Source organism: Bacillus haimaensis (genome assembly GCF_048270625.1).
Lineage (GTDB): Bacteria > Bacillota > Bacilli > Bacillales > Bacillaceae_I > Sutcliffiella_A > Sutcliffiella_A haimaensis.
Genome location: NZ_CP158164.1, coordinates 3981734 through 4006987 on the forward strand (window position 1 = coordinate 3981734; position 25254 = coordinate 4006987).

Sequence of the window (25254 nt, forward strand, 5' to 3'; positions counted from 1 at the left end):
TCTCCTTAACTCTCTATACACAAAGAGGAACACATGGCGTGTTCCTCTTTGGATTAGTCTATTTGCACTTCTTATTCTTCGACCTCTGCATCAGAAATTCCTTCTTCCAGATTGGAATCTTCGAATTCCAGATCGTCCGGACCTTCTTCTTCTTTATCAACTCTTGCTACAGTCGTAACAAATTCGTTCTCAGCTAAACGGATCAATTTGACACCTTGCGTATTACGGCCCATCTGAGAAATTCCATCTACAGACATGCGTATGAGTACGCCGCTTGCTGTGATAAGCATAAGGTCCTCATCGGTTGTAACTGTTTTTACAGCTACTAGTTCGCCATTGCGATCGGTTATGTTGCACGTTTTAATCCCTTTACCTCCACGGCTTTGGATACGGTACTCCTCAGCAGAAGTTCGTTTTCCATAACCATTTTTGGTAACCACCAATACATCGAGGTTTTCCTCAAGAAGTTCCATTCCAACCACTTCATCGTCATCGGAAATGGTGATTCCTTTAACACCGGTTGCCGTTCTACCCATGGAACGAACATCGGTTTCATGGAAACGAATGAGCATTCCTTTTTTCGTACCAATGATCATTTCCTTCGTACCATCCGTCATTTTTACGCTTATCAATTCATCGTTATCACGCAGGCCAAGGGCAATCAGGCCACCTTTGCGGATATTTGCGAATTGAGATAACGGGGAACGCTTGGAAATCCCGTGCTTCGTAGTAAAGAAGAGATACCAATCATCAACAAACTCTTCTACAGGAATAATGGCATTGATCCATTCCCCTTTTTCAACTTCAAGTAGGTTAATGATCGGGATGCCTTTTGCTGTACGGCTGTATTCCGGAATTTCATAACCTTTGGCACGGTATACTTTTCCTTTATTGGTAAAGAATAAAAGCGTATCATGCGTGGACGTCGTTAACAGATGTTCCACAAAGTCGTTTTCGTTTGTTCCCATCCCCTGCACTCCACGGCCACCTCTTCGCTGACTGCGGTAAGTGGAAAGTGGGAGGCGCTTGATATAACCATTATGAGTCAAGGTAATGACCACATTCTGGCGTGGAATCAAATCCTCATCCTCGATTGCTTCAAGACCGCCGACCATTATTTCCGTACGACGATTATCGTTGAAACGTTCTTTTACCTCTGTCAACTCTTCGCGGATAATTTCAAGTACTTTCTCTTCATCTGCAAGGATTGCCTTCAGTTCCGCAATAAGCTGCATAAGACCTTTGTACTCTTCTTCAATCTTTTCACGCTCTAAGCCTGTTAGACGCTGTAGACGCATGTCCAAAATAGCCTGAGCCTGTTTTTCAGATAAGGAGAATTCCGTCATTAAGCCTTCACGTGCAATATCAGCTGTCTGGGAACTTCTGATTAATGTAATGACTGCATCCAAGTGGTCGAGTGCAATACGCAACCCTTCGAGAATATGAGCACGCGCTTCCGCTTTACGAAGTTCAAATGCTGTTCTGCGCTTGATGACTACTTTTTGATGCTCCAGATAGTGGTACAAGCACTGCTTCAAGTTCAATACTTTCGGTTCTCCATTAACAAGAGCCAGCATGTTGATACCGAAGCTAGTTTGAAGAGAAGTCTGTTTGTATAGGTTATTCAAAAGGACGTTCGCATTTGCATCCTTCTTCACTTCCATGACGATACGCATACCATTACGGTCTGATTCATCACGAAGATCGGAAATGCCTTCAATCTTTTTGTCACGAACCAGATCCGCAATTTTTTCAATCAATCTGGCTTTGTTTACTTGATAAGGCAATTCATGAACAAGGATTACTTCTCTTCCATTCGGCTTTGTTTCAATTTCAACTTTTGCACGAATCGTGATGGAGCCACGTCCTGTTTCGTATGCACGGCGTATGCCGCTTCTGCCAAGTATTTGTCCAGCGGTCGGGAAATCAGGACCAGGGATGATTTCCATCAACTCCGGAATTGTAATTTCAGGATCTCTACTTACAGCCAGAACTCCGTCAATGATTTCACCAAGTTGATGTGGCGGGATATTAGTTGCCATCCCGACAGCGATACCCGATGCACCGTTCACCAAAAGGTTCGGGAATCTTGCAGGGAGTACAATCGGCTCTCTTTCCGATCCGTCATAGTTATCTTGATAGTCAATCGTATCCTTATTGATGTCACGCAGAATCTCCATGGCGATCTTGGACATCCTCGCCTCCGTATAACGCATGGCCGCTGCAGCGTCGCCATCGACCGAACCGAAGTTTCCATGGCCATCGATCAGCATGTAACGGAAGTTGAAATCCTGCGCCATACGTACCATGGTGTCATACACAGCAGAGTCACCATGAGGATGGTACTTCCCGATAACTTCCCCTACGATACGGGCAGATTTTTTATAGGCTTTATCGGCAGTCATTCCTAAATCGTTCATTGCATATAGAATGCGTCGATGTACTGGCTTCAAGCCGTCACGAACATCAGGAAGGGCACGGGAAACGATAACACTCATCGCGTAATCCAGAAAGGACGTTTTCATTTCCTGACTGATATTAATTTCTTTAACTTGAGACATATAAATGAACCTCCTTGCGAAATTCAGTTTCACACCGAATTCGCCCTATGTAACCGGCAGGATAGGTACCCTATCCTGCAAAAATCTTGTATTCACGAATGGATAAATCAGGACGGTCCTTAAATATCCAGGTTTTTCACATAACGGGCATTATCCTGGATAAAGTTTCTTCTTGGCTCGACTTTATCACCCATCAGGATTTCGAATGTTTCATCCGCTTCAATGGCATCCTGCAGGCTGACCTGCAGCAAAGTTCTTGTGACTGGATCCATCGTGGTTTCCCATAACTGCTCCGGATTCATCTCTCCAAGACCCTTGTAACGCTGGATTCCTGGTTTCGGGTTTTCGGACATGGTAGCCAGAACCTCTTCAAGCTGTCTGTCATTATAGGCATATTCAATCTTTTTGCCCTGCTGCACCTTATACAGTGGCGGCTGCGCGATATATATATATCCATGCTCAATGATTTGGCGCATGTAACGGTAGAAAAATGTCAATAAGAGGGTACGGATATGCGCACCATCGACATCCGCATCTGTCATAATGACAATCTTATGGTATCTTGCCTTTGATATATCAAAATCCTCGCCTATTCCGGTTCCAAGGGCAGTGATAATGGCACGGATCTCATTGTTGGATAGAATTTTGTCCAGTCTCGCTTTTTCTACGTTGATTATTTTTCCACGTAAAGGTAGGATAGCCTGGAAGTGACGGTCACGACCCTGTTTTGCAGAACCACCTGCAGAGTCCCCCTCTACCACATATAATTCGCTGATAGACGGATCTTTTGAGGAGCAATCCGCTAGTTTTCCAGGTAAGCTGGAGATTTCCAGGGCGCTTTTTCTTCTAGTAAGTTCTCTGGCTTTTTTTGCAGCCATTCTAGCACGGGAAGCCATCAACCCTTTATCCACGATTTTTCTCGCAGCAGAAGGGTTTTCCAATAAGAAGCCTTCGAATTTCTCGGTGAAAACAGAGTCCGTAACGGTACGTGCTTCACTGTTACCGAGCTTGGTTTTCGTTTGGCCTTCAAATTGTGGATCTGGATGTTTAATGGATACGATGGCAGTCAGCCCTTCACGAACATCCTCACCGGTTAGGTTGCTGTCTGCATCTTTAAAGATATTATGTTTACGCGCATAGTCGTTGATTACTCGTGTAAGAGCGGTTTTAAACCCTGATTCATGCGTTCCGCCCTCATAGGTATTGATGTTGTTGGCAAATGAATAAAGGTTGCTTGTGTAGCTTTCGTTATACTGAAGGGCCACCTCGATGGAGATTCCATCCTTTTCCCCTTCCACAAACACCACTTCTTCATGGATAACTTCTTTTGTACGGTTTAAATGCTCTACATAAGATGCGATTCCGCCCTCATAGTAGTATTCATTCTTTTTGCCTTCCTCGACTCTCTTATCCTCAATCGTGATACGGATTCCTCTATTAAGGAATGCAAGCTCACGAAGACGGTGTGCAAGTGTATCGTAATCATATTCAAGCGTTTCTGTGAAAATCTCCGAATCCGGAACAAAGTGAATAATCGTACCGGTAACCTCGGTTTCCCCAATGATTTTCAGATCTTCCTGAGGAACACCTTTTTTAAACTGCTGATAATGGATGCTGCCATCACGGTGAACGTAGATTTCCAGATCAGAAGAAAGTGCGTTTACTACAGATGCACCTACACCATGCAATCCTCCTGAAACTTTGTAGCCTCCGCCTCCGAATTTCCCGCCGGCATGAAGAACCGTCATGATGACCTCAACTGCAGGTCGCCCCATCTTTTCATGTATTCCAACAGGGATCCCTCGCCCGTTGTCCTTTACAGTGATGCTGTTGTCCTTTTCCACAATGACATTGATTTCGGAACAGTATCCAGCCAGGGCTTCATCAATACTGTTGTCGACAATTTCCCATACGAGGTGGTGTAATCCTTTTGCGCTTGTAGAACCGATATACATACCAGGTCTTTTCCGAACAGCTTCCAATCCTTCAAGTACCTGTATCTGACTCTCATCATACGTATTTTCTTGCATTTCTTTTTGGTCCATCGCCATATCTATCACCTTCACTTTTTATTTCAATCCGAGCATTGCGCATCTGAGAGTATGACCCCTTAGGCTAGCACGCTATATTTTAAGAAATAACTCTTCCAAGGAAGTGTCCATTCTTTTCTTTAAGGTTGTAGAGGCTAGAGGAGATAGATAAATTCTCTCATCTGTGATAACTACTGATTTTACATCGTGTTTACTTATATTCTTGATGGATTGGGCGGCCACTGCCGGCAATGAGCTCTGCCAATCCGTTTTCAACAGACGCCTGTCCAAGATCGCAATAATATTGGATGCGCGTACCATAACCTCTTCCCCAATATGCAAGTACACTTCCTTCACCTCAGTTCAATTTCTTTAAAGAACCAGAGACTACCTCATAGGTTGCTGCTTGTTTCAGTGTTTTATGGTCTATTCCATCCACACTTGTCGTTGTGACGAAGGTCTGCACTTTTCCCTGGATCGTGTTCAACAAGTGGGATTGTCTATAATCATCTAATTCTGATAACACATCATCCAACAATAGAATAGGATATTCCCCCACTACGGAATAGATGAGGTCTATTTCTGCCAACTTTAAAGAAAGGGCTGTTGTCCGTTGTTGTCCTTGCGACCCGAAAGTCTGCACTTCTTTTCCGTTCACATGAAAGATCAGGTCATCCCGATGTGGTCCAAACAACGTGACGCCTCTTTCAATTTCTCTATCTTTTATTTTATCAAATTTTTCGTTATATGCTTCTATCATTTTCGACAAATTTAAGCTTTCTGATACATGATCAATAGAGGGTTTGTAAATAATAGTCAATTCCTCCAACCCTCTGCTGATGCTGCTATGTATTGGCTGTGCCCATTTTTGCAGTAACTGAATAAACTCCAGACGCTTGATCGTCACTTTCGCTGCAAGCTCCACCATCTGTTCCGTCAAAACAAAAAGCATGGTCTCATCTTTTTGCTTTCTGGTTTGCAGCTGCTTCAAATAATGGTTTCTCTGCTGCAAAACCTTTTGATAGCGTGCCAGATCATGCATATAGATAGGGGAGACCTGGCCGAGCTCCATATCGATGAACCGGCGTCTTACCTGTGGACTCCCTTTTACAAGGGTCAGATCCTCAGGCGCAAACATGACAATATTCATATTCCCGATATATTGACTCAGTTTCGATTGTTCCAGATGATTGCTCTTTGCCTTTTTCCCTTTTTTGGAAATGACAAGCTGTAATGGTAACGGTCCATTTCTTTTATGTATCCTGCCTTCTATTTTAGCATACTCTTCATCCCAACTGATAAGATCTTTATCGTTGGAGGTACGATGCGACTTTGCCATGGCCAGTACATAGATGGATTCCATTACGTTTGTCTTTCCTTGGGCATTCTCTCCCAGAATTACATTCACACCATTCTCGAACACAGCTTCCAAGCTTTGATAATTGCGATAGTGTCTTAAGGACAACTCTTCAATATACAATATTTTTCACCATCTTAGGACGAAATAATGACAAAGCTTCCGAAGCCGTCGATTTCCACTATATCCTGATCTCTTAATTTTCTTCCTCTTCTATCGTCAGGTTCACCGTTCACTTTTACCTCATACTCCTGGAGGAACCATTTGGCCATTCCACCTGACTGAATGACATCGGCTAGCTTCAAGAACTGACCGAGCGTAATTATCTCTGTAGAAATTTCTATTTCCTTCATCATTTCGCGCTCACTTTCGTTTAGTCTTTCTCTTATTGTACTAAAACTTGGGACTATAGAAAAGAAAGCTACCGCGCTTTGACGCAAGTAGCTTTCTAAAATCAATGGATTAATAAGTTCTGACTGGCAGGATCAATTGTAGCATGGAATCGTCATGCATCGTTCTGATCAGGAATGGTCGCATAGCACCTGTGAAATTGATTTGTATTTCATTTCCTTCCAGAGCTTTTAACGCATCCATCATATATTTTGCACTAAAGGAGATTTTTAATTCTTCTCCCTCAACGGAGTTACCTTGTACCTGTTCCACTACCTTCCCAACTTCAGGAGAATTGGAGGAGATCTCCAAAGCGCTCTGTTCCAAAGTGGCGAGTTTTACGACATTGTTTCTTCCCTCTCTCGCAAGCAAGGATGCACGATCGATGGCTTGAAGGAACTCTTTTGTAGAAACTGTGATATCCGTTTTGCTTTCTGCCGGTATCAAACGGGATGTATCTGGGTAGTTCCCATCAAGTAAACGAGAGAAAAATAGAATGTTTTTAGCTTTGAATAGGACTTGGTTATCTGTAATGACGATATCGAGTTGTTCATTTGTATCATCAAGGATCTTATTTAATTCATTCAAGCTTTTACCTGGAATCACTACATTACAAGCCAGATTGTTTTCTGCATCTATTTTTGCCTTACGCAATGCCAATCGATGACTGTCTGTTGCAATACAGGTCAACTCATGGTTTTCAAGCTTCCAGTTTACACCTGTCAAGATAGGGCGTGTTTCTGAGGTGGACACCGCAAAAACCGTTTGTCGAATAATATTTTTCAACAGATCCGTAGGTAGTTTAAATACACTGTCTTCTTCGATTTGAGGAAGATGAGGATATTCTGCTGCATCTTGGCCATTTAGATTGAATTCGGATTTACCGGATCTAATCGTTGTGACAAATTGGTTCTGAACTTCAAGCTCAACTGTATCCATCGGCAATTTCTTGATGATTTCACTAAAGAAACGTGCTTGCAGGACTACACTTCCAGAAGCTTTCACTTCCACATTTTCCGTTCCATCCTCTTCACTTGGGATGAATGACTCGATGGAAATATCCGAATCGCTTCCTGTCAGGGTTACTCCCTCTTCTGTTGCGACAATCTTAATACCAGTAAGAATGGGAATCGTTGTACGTGATGAAACAGCTTTTAGCACGTCTTGTACACTTTGAACCAACTTGTCTCGTTGGATAATAAATTTCATCGTTATCCTCCTCTAATTGCAGGTCTTTTTATATATATTTATTAATAAAAAAATAGTAGAAGTAATAGTAGGGCCTGTGAATTTGTGGATAAGTGGCATTTCTTGATGAAACAACAGTTATTCACATGTGGACAAACTGTTGTTAACTAGGTGTGAGTTATACACACAATCCACGTTCCATTCTTTTAGTTCTTTAATTGCTCTGCAATGGATTGAATCTGTTTTTGCAGTAATGTATCTGTTTGAACAAGATTCGAGATCTTTTCATGAGCATGAATAACGGTCGTATGATCACGGCCGCCAAACTCCTCCCCAATTTTAGGAAGAGAGAAATCAGTAAGCTCACGCGAGAGATACATGGCAATCTGCCTTGGAAAAGCAACAGATTTCGTACGCTTTTTCGCTTTGAAATCCTCAAGCTTCACATTATATTCCTCTCCGACAGTCCGCTGAATATCATGAATGGTTACCACCCTTGGTTTGGAGCTAGGAATGATATCCTTCAAAGCTTCCGCAGCAAGATCGGCATTAATATCCTTATTAATCAAAGAAGAATAGGCGACAACGCGAATAAGAGCTCCCTCAAGTTCACGGATATTGGAATCAATTTGATTCGCAATATAAAGCATGACTTCATTCGGAATGTCCAGTCCTTCCGCTTTCGCTTTTTTACGAAGAATGGCAATACGCGTTTCCAGATCTGGCGGAGTGATATCAGTGATCAATCCCCATTCAAAACGGGAACGCAGCCTGTCCTCCAGTGTTGGAATCTCCTTTGGAGGCCTGTCACTCGAGATGACAATCTGTTTGCTTTCCTCATGTAGCGTATTAAAAGTATGGAAGAATTCCTCTTGCGTCTGTTCTTTTCCAGCAAGGAACTGAATATCATCGATTAATAGCACATCGACACTGCGATATTTATTGCGGAAATCAACGGCTTTATTGTCCCGGATTGAATTGATGAACTCGTTTGTGAATTTCTCGGAGGACAAGTATACCACCTTTGCTCCAGGGTTATGCTCGATAACATAATGACCGATGGCGTGCATTAAGTGGGTTTTACCAAGTCCAACTCCCCCATAGATAAACAAGGGATTATAGGCTTTGGCAGGCGCTTCCGCCACTGCTAATGAAGCGGCATGGGCAAATCTATTCCCCGAACCGATAACAAAAGTGTCAAACGTATATTTCGGGTTAAGCATATTCTGTGGAATTTCAATCGGATCCTCGTCCTTTTTCATCTTGGCCGGAGGAGTTTTGATTTCAAGATCCTCGTCCGACTGATTTTGGGGAATGATAAATTTGATTGTCAGTTCTTCCCCGGTTATATCTGTGATGGTTTCTCCGATCAGGTTGGAATATCTGGACTCCAGCCAGTCACGGGCAAACTCGTTTGGTGCTGTAATAACGAGGTTGTCCCCTTTGAGAGAATGAGCCTTTGTAGACTTCAGCCATGTTTCAAAGCTTGGCTTGCTGATTTTCTTCTCAATTTCCTTGAGAGCCTTCTCCCACAAATCCGATATATTTTTCAACTTGTATCCCCCTTTCCCTTTATCTCTATATAATTTTCACCATAGATGTTTCCTGTATTCCGCTGAATGAATCCATCATTTCAGCGCTCATGCAAGGTTGAGTAAGCTAGACTGCAGTTCTGTAACGTACTTGCCAGATTTCATCCCAAATAAATAAGGTGCTTATCTGTACAAGTTTTGTTTAACAAACCTTCTTGAGAAAAACACCTGTTGTATGTTTATTCATTCGTATACTGTGCATAACATATAATATAGTAGAAAAGTAGTTTTCGACAAAAAAACCGTTCTGTGGACAAATATTTACACACAACCTTGAATAACTGTCCACATCTTATCCACAATCTGTTGATAACTATTTTTATGTTAATAATTATTAAGAGTGAAAACACAATAATAATATCAAATAAAACCTTTTGTTGCAACGTCTTTTTCTGATTATCCACAATCGACACATCTTGTGGAGAAAAGTTTTCCACAACACAAGATACTGTGTAAACCTTGTCGATAACTGTTGTGGATGACGAAAAAACTCGAAAAAAGTTATTCACAGGTTGGAAAAATGTTGTATGCAGAGGGAGAATTTTGATGGAATCTGTTTTCGGGGGAATTTTTTAAGACCATTAAACACCGCTGTTGATTTCCGCACTAGGCTGCGCTTTCCGCGGGGCGGTGCTTGAGCCTCCTCGGCTTTAGAAGTGCACCCCTTTTGTTGGACATACATCTAACAATAGGAGGTGTACTTCAGTTGAGTAAATTTACCCGAGAAGTAAAACATCAAGCCGTACAACGTTATATGAATAATTTAGTAAGTTATCGAGAGTTGGCTAAGGAGGTTGGAGTAGATCACTCCGTTCTCCGTTACTGGGTGATGTTGTTCAAACATCATGGTGACCAAGCATTCTCCTTTCCCTATACAAAATATTCTCCAGCCTTTAAACTGAGGGTAATTCAATTTATAAAGGAATCGAATTATTCCGTTCGAGAGGCATCGGCGATTTTCCATATCCCAGACCCTTGTATGGTTCGTAGGTGGAAAATTAAATGGGAGACATGTGGAGATGCCGCCTTTAATCCAAAAGAAAAGAGGCCATCTACTATGACTTCCAAAAACAATAAAACTAATGAAGAAAAAGCTACCAATCCATCTGTGGACGAGTTGAAAAAAGAATTAGAATACCTTCGTATGGAGAATGCGTATCTAAAAAAGCTGAGAGCCTTAGTTCAGGAAGAAAAGTCACCAAAGAAATCAAAGCGAAAGTAATATATGAACTAAGGCATGCATTTCCTGTTAATCAATTGGTGAAGGTAGCTAAGATGTCTAGAAGTACCTACTACTTCCTTGTTCAAACATGGGAACAAGCCGACCCTGATCGCAAGTGGAAAAGACGGATTCAATTCATTTACCGTAAACATAAAGGCCGTTTTGGATATCGTCGTATCACAGATGTTCTACAGGAAAAAGGCCACAAAATTAATAAAAAGAAAGTGTATCGTATTATGAGAGACCTAGGACTTCAATGCATCGTTCGGATAAAGAAGTATAAGTCCTATACAGGCGAAGTGGGAAAAGCTGCGCCAAATATCTTAAACCGCAATTTTAAGGCCGATAGACCGAATCAAAAATGGGTTACCGACGTCACAGAGTTTAAGTTGTTCGGGCAAAAATTATATCTTTCCCCAATACTGGACTTGTTTAACGGCGAAATTATTACGTATACACTTCAATCGAGACCGACGTTTGATCTAGTAGAAACGATGTTAACCCAAGGCTTAGAACGCATAAGTGAAGGTGATGATCTCTTACTTCATTCTGACCAGGGTTGGCATTACAGAATGCCTAAATACCAAAGGACTTTAAAGGAAAATAACATTACTCAGAGTATGTCTAGAAAAGGAAACTGTTATGACAACGCAGTAATGGAGAACTTCTTCGGAATCATGAAATCCGAATTATTGTACTTACAAGAATTTGATAGCATCGACCATTTTAAGGAGGAGCTCGAAGAGTACATCTATTACTACAACCACCTGAGAATTAAATCAAGATTAAAACGTAAAAGTCCAGTAGCTTATCGAGCTAGTTTTGAGCAAGCAGCTTAGAAAACAAGTGTCCAGTTTTAAGGGGTCAGTACACAAAGCGACGAGGAGGCTCCCGAGGCCGCCCGCGGAAAGCGAACGCCTGCAGCGGAAATCACCAGGGGTGTATAATGAGGATATAAAATTATCGTGGTAGATTCTTTTAAAATGAAATTAAGCACCTGGATATTTATTGGTTACTTTTTACTATTTAAAAGAAAAGGTTGCTTTAAATCGCGAAGGAATTTATACTAACTATTGGGAAGTTGACATTCCGATGGTATTTTCTCTATAATTGATAAGACTGTCTGTTAAAATTTATATTATAGGAAAGCAAGACTTTCCACGAGAGAGTGAAAAACGGCTATTGTGGTATGATGATCATACATGTGAAGCATGTTTTTCGATAATCTAAAAGGTAATCCTCAGGGAGGTGTCATAGTAATGAAAAGAACGTTTCAACCAAATAAGCGTAAACGTAGTAAGGTACACGGTTTCCGTGAGCGTATGAGTTCTGCTAACGGACGTAAAGTGCTTGCGCGCCGTCGTCGTAAGGGAAGAAAAGTATTATCCGCATAAGGCCACTGACTGTCAGTGGTCTTTTTTACTATTTTAAGAAGAAAATTGTTATGATTTCGCTTTTATTTAGAAAGAATGTGGAAGAAGACGTAAAATAATCAAATTAGAAATTGCTGCGACAGGGGGACCACATGTGAAGAAGGAACAAAGAATCAAAAAGAACAAAGAGTTTCAACATGTGTTCCAGGGTGGAAAGTCCATGGCAAATCGACAATTTGTAATTTACACACTTGAAAAAAAAGAGCAGCCCGAATTTCGGATCGGCCTGTCAGTGAGTAAGAAGATTGGAAACGCGGTTACGAGAAATCGAATTAAGCGATTGGTTCGCCAGGCATTTCTGGAGATGAAAGACCAGCTCCCTGGATATGTAGACATTGTTGTAATTGCCCGAAAGCCTACTGCGGAAATGAGCTATGAGGAAGTGCAGAAGAGTCTGCAGCATATCATCCGAAAGCTTCCGATGCTTTCTAATAAGAAACGGTAGGACAGCAATTTGTCAGGAAACATGTAAAAATTTTGTCAGTGTCCGGTCCTTTATTCAATTATTCGAATAAAAGTGGTAGGATGTAATAGGAATTATTTTTTTTGCGCAAAAAGGAGGAAAAAGAGGTTGAAAAAACGAATATGGCTACTAATGGGCCTTGTTGGACTTGTAGTCTTACTAACAGGCTGTACGGAAATCAACCAGCCAATCACAAAAGAAAGTGAAGGCTTTTGGAATGAGTATGTAGTGTACCCGCTATCTTGGTTGATTACATATTTTGCAACATTACTTGGAAATGATTATGGTCTATCCATTATTATTGTAACATTGTTAATTCGATTTGCTATTTTACCATTGATGATCAAACAAACGAAAAACACGAAGGCGATGCAAGCACTGCAGCCTGAAATGAAGGCACTTCGTGAAAAATATAGCTCCAAAGATCAAAAGACCCAGCAGAAGCTGCAGCAGGAAACGATGGGACTTTTTCAAAAGCATGGGGTAAATCCACTTGCTGGATGTTTCCCTTTGTTAGTTCAAATGCCGATCCTGATTGGTTTCTTCCATGCAATTACACGTACCCGTGAAATTGCGGAGCACAACTTCCTATGGTTTGACCTTGGTGAAGCAGATCCGTTTTTTATTTTGCCAGTCGTAGCAGGTATCACAACATTCATCCAACAAAAAATCATGATGGCTGGGATGGAGAACAATCCACAGATGACAATGATGCTTTATATCATGCCAGTGATGATTGTGGTGTTCGCATTTAATTTCCCAGCTGCACTATCCTTATACTGGGTAGTCGGTAACTTATTTATGATTGTACAAACTTACTTTATTAAGGGACCAGAGCTGAGAAAAGCACAGGCTACTGGAACTGCAGGAGGAACGAAAAAGTGAGAGAAATAACTGCAACTGGTCCATCTGTCGAGGAAGCTGTCCTATCTGCTTTAACTCAACTAAACACAACTAGAGACCGTGCAGACATAACAATCGTTGAAGAAGGCAAAAAAGGATTATTCGGACTGTTTGGTACCAAACCAAGTATTGTAACAGTTAAGTTGAAACATGATCCGATTGAAGAATCAACGAATTTCTTGAAAAAAGTTCTGACAGAAATGAACATTGTCGCAGAATTGGAGACCAAGGTCGAAGGCAGAAACATTTTTATCTCCATCAGTGGGGAAAAAACTGCTCTGATCATTGGGAAAAGGGGACAAACTCTCAATTCTCTTCAATATTTGACACAAATTGTTGCAAATCGTTACTCGAACCAGTACCTCTCTGTTGAGATAGATGCAGAAGGATATCGTGAAAAGCGCCGCGAAACGCTTGAACAGCTGGCCGAGAGATTGGCGCAAAAAGCGATGAAAACAAAACAGGAAGTTCATCTGGAACCAATGCCATCCTTTGAACGTAAAGTGATGCACTCGATTATTTCGCGTTATCCGGAAGTGGAGACCTACTCTGTAGGAAAAGAGCCGAACAGATCGCTTGTCATCACACCGAATAAGAAAAAAGTAACAAGATAATAGCTAGCCGTCTTCCAATATGGAAGACGGCTATTTTTTTTCAGTGGCTTTGTTAAAAAAATGTTGTCTTATGAATACTAGCTGTTGATTGGAGCAATAGGCGAAGACTCCTGCGGGAAGGCAACGTTCAGTGGAGACCCCGCAGGCAAAGCCGAAGAGGCTCACGCTAGTCCCGCGGAAAGCGCAGCCTAGTGCGGAAATCAACAGCGGTGTTTAACAGGATTGTTTGTAACAAATGGAAAGAATATGGCTAGCAGAAATAATGAAGCGTCAATTGTTTCAATTTCTGTTGTTAGGAAATGATGATAGAATAAGGTCGAGTTTTGTTTGTTGTTATTCACATGTGGATAAGTTAATATAAATGATATAATAACGAGCGCTCGGGAAATTTTTGTGGATAACTGTCGAAGAGGAATACTTTAAAAGTGACATGAATTATGCTAACCTTAATTAGTTATTCAAGAAGATTGTATTTGGGTAGGTCAAACATTGGTTTGATCGAACAAGTTAATAATAGAAACTAGTATAAAAGAAATGAGGTGAATGATATGTATGAGCTAGATACAATTGCAGCAATATCCACTCCAATGGGGGAGGGTGCCATCGCGATCGTCCGTTTGAGTGGGGAGGAAGCATTCCGAATCATCGATGAAATCTTTGTCAGCCCCTCTGGGAAGAAGATGCAGGACGTACCGTCTCATACCATTCACTACGGACATATCGTGGATCCAAAGACAGAACAGACGATAGAAGAAGTGATGGTCTCTGTAATGAGAGGGCCGAAAACTTTTACAAGAGAAGATGTAATCGAAATCAACTGTCATGGCGGATTGGTTTCAGTGAACAAGCTCCTTCAGCTTGTAATGGGCAGAGGAGCAAGATTGGCGGAGCCAGGTGAATTTACGAAACGTGCATTTTTAAATGGAAGAATCGATCTTTCACAAGCGGAAGCGGTAATGGACCTGATCCGGGCAAAGACTGATCGTGCGATGAATGTGGCCTTGGGACAAATGGAAGGTCGATTATCCAAGCTTATTCAGAAGCTGCGCCAGGAAATTTTGGAAACATTGGCTCACGTGGAAGTGAACATCGATTATCCGGAATATGACGACGTGGAAGAAATGACGCATCAGCTATTACTTGAGAAATCCAATTATGTGAAAGCTGAATTGGAAAAACTGTTACAAACCGGACAGCAGGGTAAAATATTAAGAGAAGGCCTATCGACGGTTATTGTAGGAAGACCGAATGTAGGGAAATCTTCCTTATTGAATAGTCTCGTTCATGAAAACAAGGCGATCGTGACCGATATACCGGGTACCACGAGGGATGTTATCGAAGAATACGTGAATGTGCGCGGGGTCCCATTGCGCCTGGTTGATACGGCGGGAATCAGGGAGACGGAGGACATTGTCGAGCGGATTGGTGTCGAGCGTTCCCGTGAAGTATTGAAAAAGGCCGATTTGATCCTTCTTGTACTGAACTACAATGAACTTCTGTCACAAGAGGATGAGCAGCTGTTTGAAGCGGTGAAGGGCATGGACGTGATTGTCATCGTGAATAAAACAGATCTTGATGAAAAGATAGATCTAGAAAAAGTACAAGCCTTGGCGAAGAATCATCCTGTCATCACGACCTCTTTAAAAGAGGATGAAGGTGTGGATGAGCTGGAGGAAGCTATTTCCTCGATGTTTTTCCAGGGAAATCTTGAAGCAGGGGATATGACTTATGTGTCAAATTCCAGACATATCGGTTTACTGACACAGGCACAGCAGGCATTGGAGGACGCGATCTCAGGGGTACAGAGCGGGGTACCCATTGATATCGTTCAAATAGATTTGACGCGAACATGGGAGCTGCTCGGTGAAATTATCGGCGATGCAGTCCATGAGAGCTTGATTGATCAGTTATTTTCACAATTTTGTTTAGGTAAATAGAAGAGGAGGGAACAAACATGGAATATCATGCAGGTTCCTATGATGTCATAGTAATTGGAGCGGGGCACGCAGGGGTCGAAGCGGGCCTTGCCTCGGCAAGATTAGGAGCGAAAACGCTCATGATCACCATCAATCTTGATATGGTGGCATTTATGCCATGTAATCCTTCTGTTGGGGGACCAGCAAAAGGAATTGTCGTGCGCGAAATTGATGCACTAGGCGGAGAAATGGGTAAAAATATCGATAAAACCCATATTCAGATGCGGATGCTGAATACAGGGAAGGGCCCTGCGGTACGAGCCTTGCGTGCCCAGGCTGATAAGTTCCTGTACCAGCATGAAATGAAGAAGACGATCGAAAATGAACCGAACATTACCTTATTGCAAGGAATGGTCGAAAGATTGATCGTAGAGGATGGCGTGTGCAAAGGTGTCCTTACCCAGACCGGTGCCATTTATGAATCAAAGACGGTTGTTATCACAACTGGAACTTTCTTGCGCGGAAAAATAATAATGGGTGACCTGCAATATCAGAGCGGACCGAACAACCAGCAGCCTTCCATTAAGCTTTCCGAACACTTGGAAGAGCTTGGATTTGAACTGGCTCGTTTTAAAACTGGTACGCCACCTCGTGTAAACAGTTCTACGATTGATTACAGTAAAACGGAGATTCAGCCTGGTGATGATGTCCCGCGCGCGTTTTCATATGAAACGACCGAATATATCACCGATCAGCTTCCTTGCTGGCTGACTTATACAAGTCCGGAAACACATGCATTAATAGATGAAAATCTGCACCGTTCCCCGATGTATTCAGGCATGATCAAAGGGACGGGGCCGAGATATTGTCCATCAATTGAAGATAAAATTGTACGATTTAACGACAAGCCTAGACATCAGATTTTCTTGGAGCCGGAAGGAAGAAACACGCAGGAAGTTTATGTGCAGGGTCTTTCCACGAGCTTGCCGGAGGAAGTGCAGCGAAGAATTCTTTCCACCATACCGGGACTTGAGAATGTGCAGATGATGAGAGCAGGATATGCGATCGAATATGACGCAATCGTACCGACTCAGCTATGGCCGACACTTGAAACAAAAAAGGTGCAGAACCTTTATACGGCTGGCCAGATCAATGGTACTTCAGGCTATGAAGAAGCGGCAGGCCAAGGAATAATGGCAGGCATAAACGCAGGACTGCGTTCCCTAGGAAGAGAAGATCTCATCCTGGGCCGTTCCGATGCTTATATCGGTGTCCTTATCGACGATCTTGTAACGAAGGGGACAAATGAACCATATCGACTGTTGACTTCCCGTGCAGAATATCGATTACTCCTGCGCCATGATAATGCAGATCTTCGATTAACGGAAATAGGTCATGAGATTGGCTTGATTTCGCCAGATCGCTATGAGAAATTCCAGTTGAAGAAACAGCAGATCGATGCGGAAAAAGAACGTTTACAGTCCATCTTCATCAAGCCGACTGAATTGGTACAGGAAACGATAAAAAATGCAGGCGGCACTGAGCTGAAGGATGGCATCAGGGCAGCAGATTTATTGAAACGTCCGGAAATGAACTACGAACATGTGCACCTTTTGGTTCCTCCTGAAACGGAATTGGGGCCTGATGTAGCAGAACAAGTTGAAATACAAGTGAAGTACGAAGGATATATTCAAAAGTCCTTACAGCAAGTAGATCGTTTGAAAAAAATGGAAAATAAGAAGATCCCTGAAAACATCGATTATGATGCCATTCATGGCCTGGCAAATGAAGCACGTCAAAAACTGAAGGAAGTTCGCCCTCTTTCCGTTGCTCAAGCTTCCCGAATTTCAGGTGTCAATCCAGCCGATGTTTCCATTTTACTCGTATACCTCGAACAAGGACGTATAGCTAAAGTATCTAACGAGTAGGCTTTTTCTCTCATTGAAAATAGCCAATGAGCAAGTAAAGGCTCTTTTCGTAAGGCTGATTTTGCCGTACTTCTGCCTCCCCAGTTGGTTGGAGCGTAAGGGGTGAGACTCCTGCGGGAGCAGCGTGTCAAGGGAGACCCCACAGGAGCAAAGCGCCGAGGAGGCTCCCGAGGCCGCCCGCGGAAAGCGAACCCTTGAAGCGGAAGCCAACTGGGTGTTTAACAGATACACCCTATTTTTCCGGATAGTCTTTCAATAAATGCAACATTCTATCAGAACTCTGCAAGTGAAAGGCTCAGAAAGGATACAAGCAAATGAACAAAGAGCAATTTATTAATATGTTGGAGGAGAAAGGGATCTCCCTTACTCCTTTCCAGCTTTCTCAATTTGATACATATTACAGAATGCTGGTAGAGTGGAACGAGAAAATGAACCTCACTGCCATTACAGAAGAGGAAGAGGTATACCTTAAGCATTTTTACGATTCGATTACCGCATCCTTCTATGTAGACCTGTCAAAAGGTCAAAATCTTTGCGATGTTGGGGCAGGAGCCGGTTTCCCAAGTATTCCACTTAAAATATGCTTTCCTGACCTCAAGGTTACGATTGTCGATTCCTTGAATAAACGCATTACCTTTCTTCAGCAGCTGGCAAAAGCTTTGGAACTGAAAGAAGTGAATTTTGTGCATGATCGTGCAGAGACTTTTGGTCAAAATGCAGATTACAGGGAAAAGTTTGATCTTGTGACAGCTAGAGCGGTTGCGAGACTGTCTGTCCTTAGTGAGCTATGCCTTCCGCTTGTCAAAGAGGGTGGCCGGTTTATACCAATGAAAGCCGCTGCAGCTAAAGAAGAAGTGGAAAAAGGGAAAAAGGCCATGCAAATTCTAGGTGGGAAACTAGAGGAGATCTACTCTTTTCACCTTCCTTTAGAAGAAAGCGAAAGAAATATTCTCATCATTAACAAAGTAAAACCTACACCGAAGAAGTACCCGCGTAAGCCAGGTACACCTAATAAATTACCGCTTGAATAATAATATAGATGATGGACCTGGTTTAATGTTTCATGTGAAACATTTTAACGTACCGAGAAGGAATTACTGTTCTAAACAGCGAATTTATTGTAAGGGATTCTATCCATAAGGTGGTGGAACTATGAAATCTCCGTTCTCTCGATTTTTTGGTATTGGCGAAAAAGAAGAACAGGAAATAGTAGAAAAGACGAATCATGAAGAAATTAAACAATTACCGGTACTGGATATTGTTCCAAACCGATATCAGCCCCGTACGGTTTTTGTCGATGAAAGAATAGAAGAATTATCCCTGACAATCCGCACTCATGGCATTATACAGCCGATCGTGGTTCGTCAGTTTGAAGAAAACAAATATGAAATCATTGCAGGTGAACGTCGCTGGCGTGCGGTTCAAAAGCTTGGATGGGATACAATTCCTGCCATCGTAAAGGATTTTAATGACGCAGAAACAGCCTCAGTAGCTCTTATTGAAAACCTGCAGCGTGAAGAATTATCCGCTATCGAGGAAGCTATTGCGTACTCGAAGCTCTTGGAACTGCATAATCTGACGCAGGAAGCCTTGGCACAAAGACTTGGAAAAGGGCAATCCACGGTTGCAAACAAGCTCCGTTTATTAAAGCTGCCTGCCGAGATCCAAGATGCCCTTCTTCAGAAGAAAATCACGGAGCGTCATGCTCGTGCGCTCATTCCATTGAAGCTACAAGAAAAGCAAGTTGCGCTTCTGGAAGAGATTCTGGAAAAACAGCTGAACGTGAAACAGACAGAGGAACGCGTCGTCCGAATGCTCGAACAATCCGTTTCTAGGCCCAAGCCAAAGCGCAAAGCATTCTCAAAAGACATGCGGATTGCCATGAATACCATCCGTCAATCCCTGACAATGGTCAACGACAGCGGAATCAAACTCGACTCCCAAGAAGAAGAAACAGAAGAATACTACCAATTCACCATCCGTATACCAAAGAAGAAATAATAGAATAAAAAGGGCTTGGCTTCTCTAAACACCAATAATAAGTATCTATTAAATCCTGTACATACAAGATTAATAGATATCAAGAGCTGCCATGTCCTTATTTTTTTGCTCTGTTAATCCAAAGTGTTGATTTTATGTCTACAGCTGTTGATTGGAGCAATAGGCGAAGACTCCAGCGCCCCTTGGGTCGCTGCGCCTAGTGCGGAAATCAGCAGCGGTGTTTAAAAATGCCAATTTAATACTTCGTACAAAAACTCAAATGACTACCTTTCACCACACAATCCCCCAAAAACCAATCAACCAACAACTCTTTCTATTTATTATCAAAAACAAGTTAACTTTCTGTAAATTCATGATAAAATAAGTGAGAAACGAATAAAAAGTATGTTCTTTTCTGAAGGCAGGTGACAGCATGGGCAGAATTATTGCTATTGCTAACCAAAAAGGTGGAGTTGGCAAGACGACTACCTCGGTTAATCTAGGTGCGTGTTTGGCCTATATTGGTAAAAAAGTGCTGCTTGTAGATGTGGATCCACAAGGGAACGCAACCAGTGGAGTAGGCGTTGCTAAAGCAGAAGTTGATCAATGTATATATGATATTTTAGTAGAAGATGTAGAAGCAAGACGAGCTATTCTCTCTACTAAAGTAGAAAATCTTTCCATCATTCCTGCTACCATTCAATTGGCAGGTGCTGAAATAGAGCTGGTACCGACTATTTCAAGGGAAGTTAGATTAAAAAGAGCGTTAGATGATGTCAAACACTTATATGATTACATAATCATAGATTGTCCCCCATCTCTTGGACTGTTGACGATTAATGCCTTAACGGCTTCCGACGCTGTTGTCATACCTGTTCAATGCGAATATTATGCATTGGAAGGCTTAAGTCAGTTATTAAATACGGTACGACTCGTACAAAAGCATTTGAATACAGAATTAATGATAGATGGTGTCCTATTAACCATGCTCGATGCAAGGACTAATTTGGGAATCCAAGTGATAGAAGAAGTGAAGAAGTATTTTCAGGATAAGGTGTATCGTACCATCATTCCGCGTAATGTCCGTTTAAGTGAAGCGCCAAGTCATGGAGAACCTATCATCATTTATGATCCTAAATCTCGTGGAGCGGAAGTTTACTTAGAATTAGCAAAGGAAGTGGTGACTCATGGGTAAAGGATTAGGTAAAGGCATTAACGCTTTATTCCCTTCCATTGAAGCTTCCAAGGAAGAAGCGGTACAAGAAATTAATATCAAGGATGTTCGTCCTAACCCGTATCAACCTCGAAAAGTTTTTGAAAAAGACGCAATACAGGAGCTGAAGGAATCTATTCTTCAACATGGAATTCTACAGCCGATTATTGTTCGCAAAAGCATCAAGGGCTATGAAATCGTTGTCGGGGAACGCCGTTACCGTGCAGCAAAAGAAGCAAAATTAACTAAGGTTCCAGTGGTTGTCCGAGAATTGACGGAGCAGCAAATGATGGAACTGGCATTATTGGAGAATCTACAACGTGAGGATCTTACTCCTATTGAAGAAGCTGCTGCCTATCAATCTCTTATGTCAAAGCTGGATTTGACCCAGGAGCAATTGGCTAGCCGTCTTGGGAAAAGTAGACCGCATATTGCCAATCATGTGCGCTTGCTATCTTTGCCGGGCTACGTGCAAGAGCTCATGAACGAAGGCAAACTTTCTATGGGACACGGCAGGGCACTCCTTGGATTAAAACGAAAAGAAATGTTGAAAGCTGTCATTGAAAAAGTGGTCAAAGATCATTTGAATGTGCGCCAGCTTGAACAGCTTATCCACCAGGTGAACGAAAATGTTTCACGTGAAACAAAAAAGAATCCGGAGGAAAAGGATATTTTCTTAAAGGATCAGGAATCCTACCTCCGAGAAAGATTTGGCACGTCGGTGTTCATTAAAAAGTCAAAGAACAAAGGAAAGATTGAAATAGAATTCTTTTCCGATAATGACTTAAACAGATTGTTGGAACTGTTAGCTCAATCTGAATAAAGAAAAGCAAACCATCCAGTATGATAGATGGTTTGCTTTTTTAGATAGGTTCTTTTCGTAAAATTATAAAATAGTTAAAAAGATAAATAGGAATGGGGATTTAAATTGGTTTTATTAGGGACCATAGTCAATGGTATATGTATCATCCTTGGTACTTTATTAGGAAAGCTTTTTACACGAATACCGGATAAAACAAAAGAAACCGTCATGAAGGTGATCGGGCTTGCTGTTTTCTTACTTGGAGCTCAAATGGGATTCAAGAGCAATGAGTTTCTGATTGTAATCATCAGTTTGGTTATAGGAGCAGTGATTGGTGAATGGATAGACCTGGATCGAATCTTGAATAACATAGGGATCTGGATTGAAAAAAAAGTAGGTACGGGACAGCACGGTTCGGTTTCAAGAGGGTTTGTTACTGCCACTTTAATATTCGTCATTGGTGCTATGGCTGTTGTAGGCTCACTTGACAGTGGTCTAAGAGGTGACCATCAGGTGCTTTATACAAAATCGATCATCGATGGATTTACAAGTATTGTCTTGACCACGACACTTGGAATAGGAGTTTTGTTTTCCGCAATACCTGTCATGCTGTACCAGGGAACGATTGCCTTATTTGCAACACAGATTGATCAATTTGTACCAGCGGACCTACTGGAACTTCTTATTTTTGAAATAACGGCAACAGGAGGCGTCATGATCATGGCGATTGGAATGAACATCATTGGTGTAACCTCCATACGCGTTGCAAATCTCTTACCAGGCCTACTCGTGGCAGCTGGGTTAGTATTATTACAATATTTATATCTATAGAACATAAAAAGGCTGATGATTGCTTTCAGTCTTTTTTATTTACATTAAATGGTAATTAATCTTGTGTATGAAGCATGGGTGGGATGTCATTATCCTTGGAAGCCGTAGCCAAAAAGTTTTTTCGCTCCAAAGCCATGTCCAAATCTTTAATGGCAGAGGCAACTACATTGGCCATTCTCATTACAAGACTAAGCCTTGTATTCTGCAGAACGAAGAACTCCATGAATCCACTGACATTCACAATACCGGTTATATGGATATCCCCTACAGGCGGAAGATCTTTCTTGACCCCGGCACCAGGCATTACCGGACCATCTCCTACTGTCAGTTGGCCAACACTTTTCAACCTACCCAAACATGCATCAATGGCGATAATGAAGGGATTGAAGTGGGTGGATTGTATCATTGCAAGCTTTTCGACAAGATTAACCGCATGAATAGGTTCATCCAATGTGCCATATACATGTACATGATGGAGGGTCTGGTCTTGCAGTTTGGAGCCAATCAGCGGACCGAGAGAATCTCCTGTAGAACGGTCAGTGCCGATGCACACAAATACGATGGGGCGAAAAATGGAACTCGAAGGTAGGTTGGACTGTAAAGTAAGCGCAATTTCCTTGGATGCATTTACTTCATCATGAGCAATACGAATATTGCCTCCTTTCTTCTCAAAAAAGTTAGATTTAAGATTCATAGGTTCCACTCCTTCTTAATAGTAGTAACAGTATACGACTATTTATTGGAAACTATACGTCCACTTTACGGTTAATTGGTGGCAGGAGGTAAAATGTATGTGGAGTAGCGGATTTCGTTGGATGTTTTTAATTTTAGGCACGGTTATCGGTGCCGGTTATGCCTCCGGGCGTGAAATATGGCAATTTTTCGGGGCGGAAAGCGGACTGGCCATCCTCTTATTCACCATTTTCTTCATGATTGCATGTCATGTGGTGCTCAGCCTTAGCCGAAAGCTGCAATCGTCCCATTTCTCCCCCGTATTGGAGAAGCTGGTAGGTACCAAAATCTCTAAAATTTATAACGTGGTGATGGTGATTTATCTATTTGCGACAACCGCAGTCATGCTGGCTGGCGGTGGGGCAGCCTTGCAGGTATTCTCCATTCCTTACTGGGCGGGCATTTTCATTATTTGCTTTCTATTAGTCATCCTCTTTGTCTTTGGAGTAAATGGAATGATTACTGTTAACAGCATCATCATTCCATCCATCATTCTTATCCTTGCCTTTGTGCTGTTTCGTACAGCGGAGATCAGTCCGGATACCCTTCGTTCTTATGTCTTTCAACACCATTCAAACTGGCCCGCTGCTTTTACATTTACCGCATTGAACATTTTGCCTCTTGTTGCGGTCCTGTCTGCAATAGGAAAAGAAGTGAAAACCAAGGGAGAGATTCTGATAGCAAGTATCGGAAGCGGAGTAATATTAGGAGTCATTTCGCTTTTCTACAACGAGACGCTTCTGATTGTTCAAAGTAAAATAGAGTTTTTCGAAATTCCCCTTTTTGCGATAATTCAAAGCTATCCTTACTATATGATTTTCGTCATGACGCTTCTTCTCTGGGTTGCCATCTATACGACTGCCGCTTCTGGGCTTTTGGGGCTGGTCACAAGGTTCAGTGGAAGCCTTTCTATCCCGCTATGGGTTATCTGTTTGCTATTGCTTCTTTGCATGCTGCCTTTTACCGCTTTTGGATTCTCTGTTCTCGTAGCAATACTTTACCCGCTATTTGGCCTTGTCAATCTTTATCTTCTTGTCTGTATTTTGTTATATCCCATCACCAACCGAAAAAACTGGCTGGAGGAAATGAAATAGTTTAGTGAAATAGGGGATTGCTGGCTATGATAAGCTTAAGTAAAATGAAGGAATAGCAAGCAAATTACAAGGTAGAGGTTGAAGCGTAAATGGAATGGATCATTCGATTAAATAAAAAGCTGGAAGAAACACTGACTAATGAAGATCTTTGGATAAGCATGGGCACAGGATTATTAAAAATCATAGCCATCATTATTGTAGCTGGCTTGGTTATCCGAATAGGAAAAGCCATCATAAAGAACTTTGTGAGAATAAGAGCCAAGGGACCTTTGCAAGTATCAGTGAGACGTGAAAATACACTGGTGAAATTATTGGAGAATGTCATTTCCTATGTCACCTATTTTGTAGCCTTCATCATGATCCTCGAAGTGGTGCATATCGATGTGCGGGCACTTCTGGCTGGGGCAGGAATAGTAGGGCTTGCTGTCGGGTTTGGTGCACAGAATCTGGTCCGTGATATCATTACCGGTTTCTTTATCATTTTTGAAGACCAATTTTCAGTCGGTGATTATGTTCGGGTTGGAACTTTCGAGGGACATGTAGAGGAAATCGGGCTGCGCACCACGAAAATTAAAAGTTGGACCGGTGAATTGAATATTCTGCCAAACGGAAGTATCATTGAAGTGACGAATTTCTCCATCCACAATAGTATCGCCATTGTGGACGTCAGCATTGCGTATGAGGGAGAAATAGAAAAGGCGGAGCAAGTCATTGAGGAATTGCTTGGAGAATTGCCGTTAAAATATGAAGAAATTGTACAACCACCTCAGCTCTTGGGAATCCAAACTTTCGGAAACTCGGAAGTCGTCCTGCGAATAACGTGTGAGACGCTACCCATGAAGCATTGGTACATTTCCCGTAAAATCAGAAAAGAAGTAAAACTGCGCCTGGATGAACAAGGTATTGAGATTCCGTTTCCGAGGCTGGTCCTTTACAATAGGGAGCCACAGATGGAAAAAGGAAAGCAGTGATTTATATAGAGATATGAATAGATTGGGAGTGTAG

The 25254-nt window shown here is 42.0% G+C and carries 22 protein-coding genes; 14 read left to right on the plus strand and 8 right to left on the minus strand.

Annotated elements, in window-relative coordinates:
* Positions 1-71: 71 nt before the first annotated feature.
* The 7 genes from gyrA to dnaA form a co-directional block, all read right to left on the minus strand.
* Positions 72-2561: a DNA gyrase subunit A gene (gyrA, locus tag ABN702_RS20315; RefSeq protein WP_417898426.1), complete on the minus strand. Its 2490-nt coding sequence runs from the start codon at positions 2559-2561 to the stop codon at positions 72-74.
* A 119-nt stretch (positions 2562-2680) separates the two neighbouring features.
* The gene (gene gyrB, locus ABN702_RS20320) at positions 2681-4606 is read right to left on the minus strand and encodes a DNA topoisomerase (ATP-hydrolyzing) subunit B (protein WP_417900986.1); all 1926 of its coding nucleotides are present in this window, start codon (positions 4604-4606) and stop codon (positions 2681-2683) included.
* A gap of 78 nt (positions 4607-4684) precedes the next feature.
* Positions 4685-4939 (minus strand): extracellular matrix regulator RemB, encoded by a 255-nt coding sequence (gene remB, locus ABN702_RS20325; RefSeq protein WP_417898427.1) that lies wholly within the window; start codon positions 4937-4939, stop codon positions 4685-4687.
* Between the two features lie 10 nt (positions 4940-4949).
* Positions 4950-6071, minus strand: a complete 1122-nt coding sequence (gene recF, locus ABN702_RS20330; protein ID WP_417898428.1) for a DNA replication/repair protein RecF — start codon at positions 6069-6071, stop codon at positions 4950-4952.
* A gap of 14 nt (positions 6072-6085) precedes the next feature.
* Positions 6086-6304, minus strand: a complete 219-nt coding sequence (yaaA, locus tag ABN702_RS20335) for a S4 domain-containing protein YaaA (protein ID WP_417898429.1) — start codon at positions 6302-6304, stop codon at positions 6086-6088.
* A 106-nt stretch (positions 6305-6410) separates the two neighbouring features.
* Entirely contained in the window at positions 6411-7547 is a 1137-nt protein-coding gene (dnaN, locus tag ABN702_RS20340) for a DNA polymerase III subunit beta (RefSeq protein WP_417898430.1), read from the minus strand.
* Between the two features lie 185 nt (positions 7548-7732).
* Complete coding sequence (gene dnaA / locus ABN702_RS20345; protein WP_386644823.1) at positions 7733-9079, minus strand: chromosomal replication initiator protein DnaA; 1347 nt, start codon at positions 9077-9079, stop codon at positions 7733-7735.
* A gap of 745 nt (positions 9080-9824) precedes the next feature.
* Between dnaA and ABN702_RS20350 the strand changes: the two genes are divergently transcribed.
* The 12 genes from ABN702_RS20350 to ABN702_RS20405 all read left to right on the plus strand — a co-directional run bounded on the left by ABN702_RS20350 (position 9825) and on the right by ABN702_RS20405 (position 22423).
* Positions 9825-11179, plus strand: a protein-coding gene (locus ABN702_RS20350) for an IS3 family transposase (protein WP_417898431.1) whose coding sequence is annotated in 2 segments (ribosomal slippage) — positions 9825-10293 and positions 10293-11179 — 1356 coding nt in all. Because the reading frame shifts where the segments join, the coding sequence is not laid out codon by codon here.
* Positions 11180-11599: 420 nt separating this feature from the next.
* Positions 11600-11734: a 50S ribosomal protein L34 gene (gene rpmH, locus ABN702_RS20355; RefSeq protein WP_078378436.1), complete on the plus strand. Its 135-nt coding sequence runs from the start codon at positions 11600-11602 to the stop codon at positions 11732-11734.
* A 133-nt stretch (positions 11735-11867) separates the two neighbouring features.
* Positions 11868-12218 carry a ribonuclease P protein component gene (gene rnpA, locus ABN702_RS20360; protein WP_417898432.1) on the plus strand — a complete coding sequence of 117 codons (351 nt, stop codon included), beginning with the start codon at positions 11868-11870 and terminating at the stop codon, positions 12216-12218.
* Between the two features lie 126 nt (positions 12219-12344).
* The gene (spoIIIJ, locus tag ABN702_RS20365) at positions 12345-13121 is read left to right on the plus strand and encodes a YidC family membrane integrase SpoIIIJ (RefSeq protein ID WP_417898433.1); all 777 of its coding nucleotides are present in this window, start codon (positions 12345-12347) and stop codon (positions 13119-13121) included.
* Entirely contained in the window at positions 13118-13753 is a 636-nt protein-coding gene (jag, locus tag ABN702_RS20370) for an RNA-binding cell elongation regulator Jag/EloR (protein WP_386644812.1), read from the plus strand. The genes spoIIIJ and jag overlap by 4 nt, the downstream gene beginning before the upstream one ends.
* Positions 13754-14301: 548 nt before the next feature.
* Entirely contained in the window at positions 14302-15690 is a 1389-nt protein-coding gene (gene mnmE / locus ABN702_RS20375; RefSeq protein WP_417898434.1) for a tRNA uridine-5-carboxymethylaminomethyl(34) synthesis GTPase MnmE, read from the plus strand.
* 17 nt (positions 15691-15707) lie between these two features.
* Positions 15708-17597 (plus strand): tRNA uridine-5-carboxymethylaminomethyl(34) synthesis enzyme MnmG, encoded by a 1890-nt coding sequence (gene mnmG, locus ABN702_RS20380; protein WP_417898435.1) that lies wholly within the window; start codon positions 15708-15710, stop codon positions 17595-17597.
* 314 nt (positions 17598-17911) lie between these two features.
* A complete protein-coding gene (rsmG, locus tag ABN702_RS20385; RefSeq protein WP_417898436.1) occupies positions 17912-18628 on the plus strand; it encodes a 16S rRNA (guanine(527)-N(7))-methyltransferase RsmG in 717 nt (238 codons plus the stop codon).
* A 121-nt stretch (positions 18629-18749) separates the two neighbouring features.
* Positions 18750-19598 carry a nucleoid occlusion protein gene (gene noc / locus ABN702_RS20390; protein WP_386644800.1) on the plus strand — a complete coding sequence of 283 codons (849 nt, stop codon included), beginning with the start codon at positions 18750-18752 and terminating at the stop codon, positions 19596-19598.
* 412 nt (positions 19599-20010) lie between these two features.
* Positions 20011-20772 carry a ParA family protein gene (locus ABN702_RS20395; RefSeq protein ID WP_204413346.1) on the plus strand — a complete coding sequence of 254 codons (762 nt, stop codon included), beginning with the start codon at positions 20011-20013 and terminating at the stop codon, positions 20770-20772.
* Positions 20765-21613, plus strand: coding sequence for a ParB/RepB/Spo0J family partition protein (locus tag ABN702_RS20400; protein WP_417898437.1), 849 nt, complete (start codon positions 20765-20767; stop codon positions 21611-21613). The genes ABN702_RS20395 and ABN702_RS20400 overlap by 8 nt, the downstream gene beginning before the upstream one ends.
* A 105-nt stretch (positions 21614-21718) precedes the next feature.
* Positions 21719-22423: a DUF554 domain-containing protein gene (locus ABN702_RS20405; RefSeq protein ID WP_417898438.1), complete on the plus strand. Its 705-nt coding sequence runs from the start codon at positions 21719-21721 to the stop codon at positions 22421-22423.
* Positions 22424-22478: 55 nt separating this feature from the next.
* Here the strand turns inward: ABN702_RS20405 and yyaC are convergent, their stop codons facing one another.
* Positions 22479-23117: a spore protease YyaC gene (gene yyaC / locus ABN702_RS20410; RefSeq protein ID WP_417898439.1), complete on the minus strand. Its 639-nt coding sequence runs from the start codon at positions 23115-23117 to the stop codon at positions 22479-22481.
* Between the two features lie 97 nt (positions 23118-23214).
* Between yyaC and ABN702_RS20415 the strand changes: the two genes are divergently transcribed.
* Together ABN702_RS20415 and ABN702_RS20420 are read left to right on the plus strand one after the other, a co-directional pair.
* Positions 23215-24249 (plus strand): GerAB/ArcD/ProY family transporter, encoded by a 1035-nt coding sequence (locus ABN702_RS20415; protein ID WP_417898440.1) that lies wholly within the window; start codon positions 23215-23217, stop codon positions 24247-24249.
* A gap of 89 nt (positions 24250-24338) precedes the next feature.
* The gene (locus tag ABN702_RS20420) at positions 24339-25220 is read left to right on the plus strand and encodes a mechanosensitive ion channel family protein (RefSeq protein WP_417898441.1); all 882 of its coding nucleotides are present in this window, start codon (positions 24339-24341) and stop codon (positions 25218-25220) included.
* Positions 25221-25254: the final 34 nt, after the last annotated feature.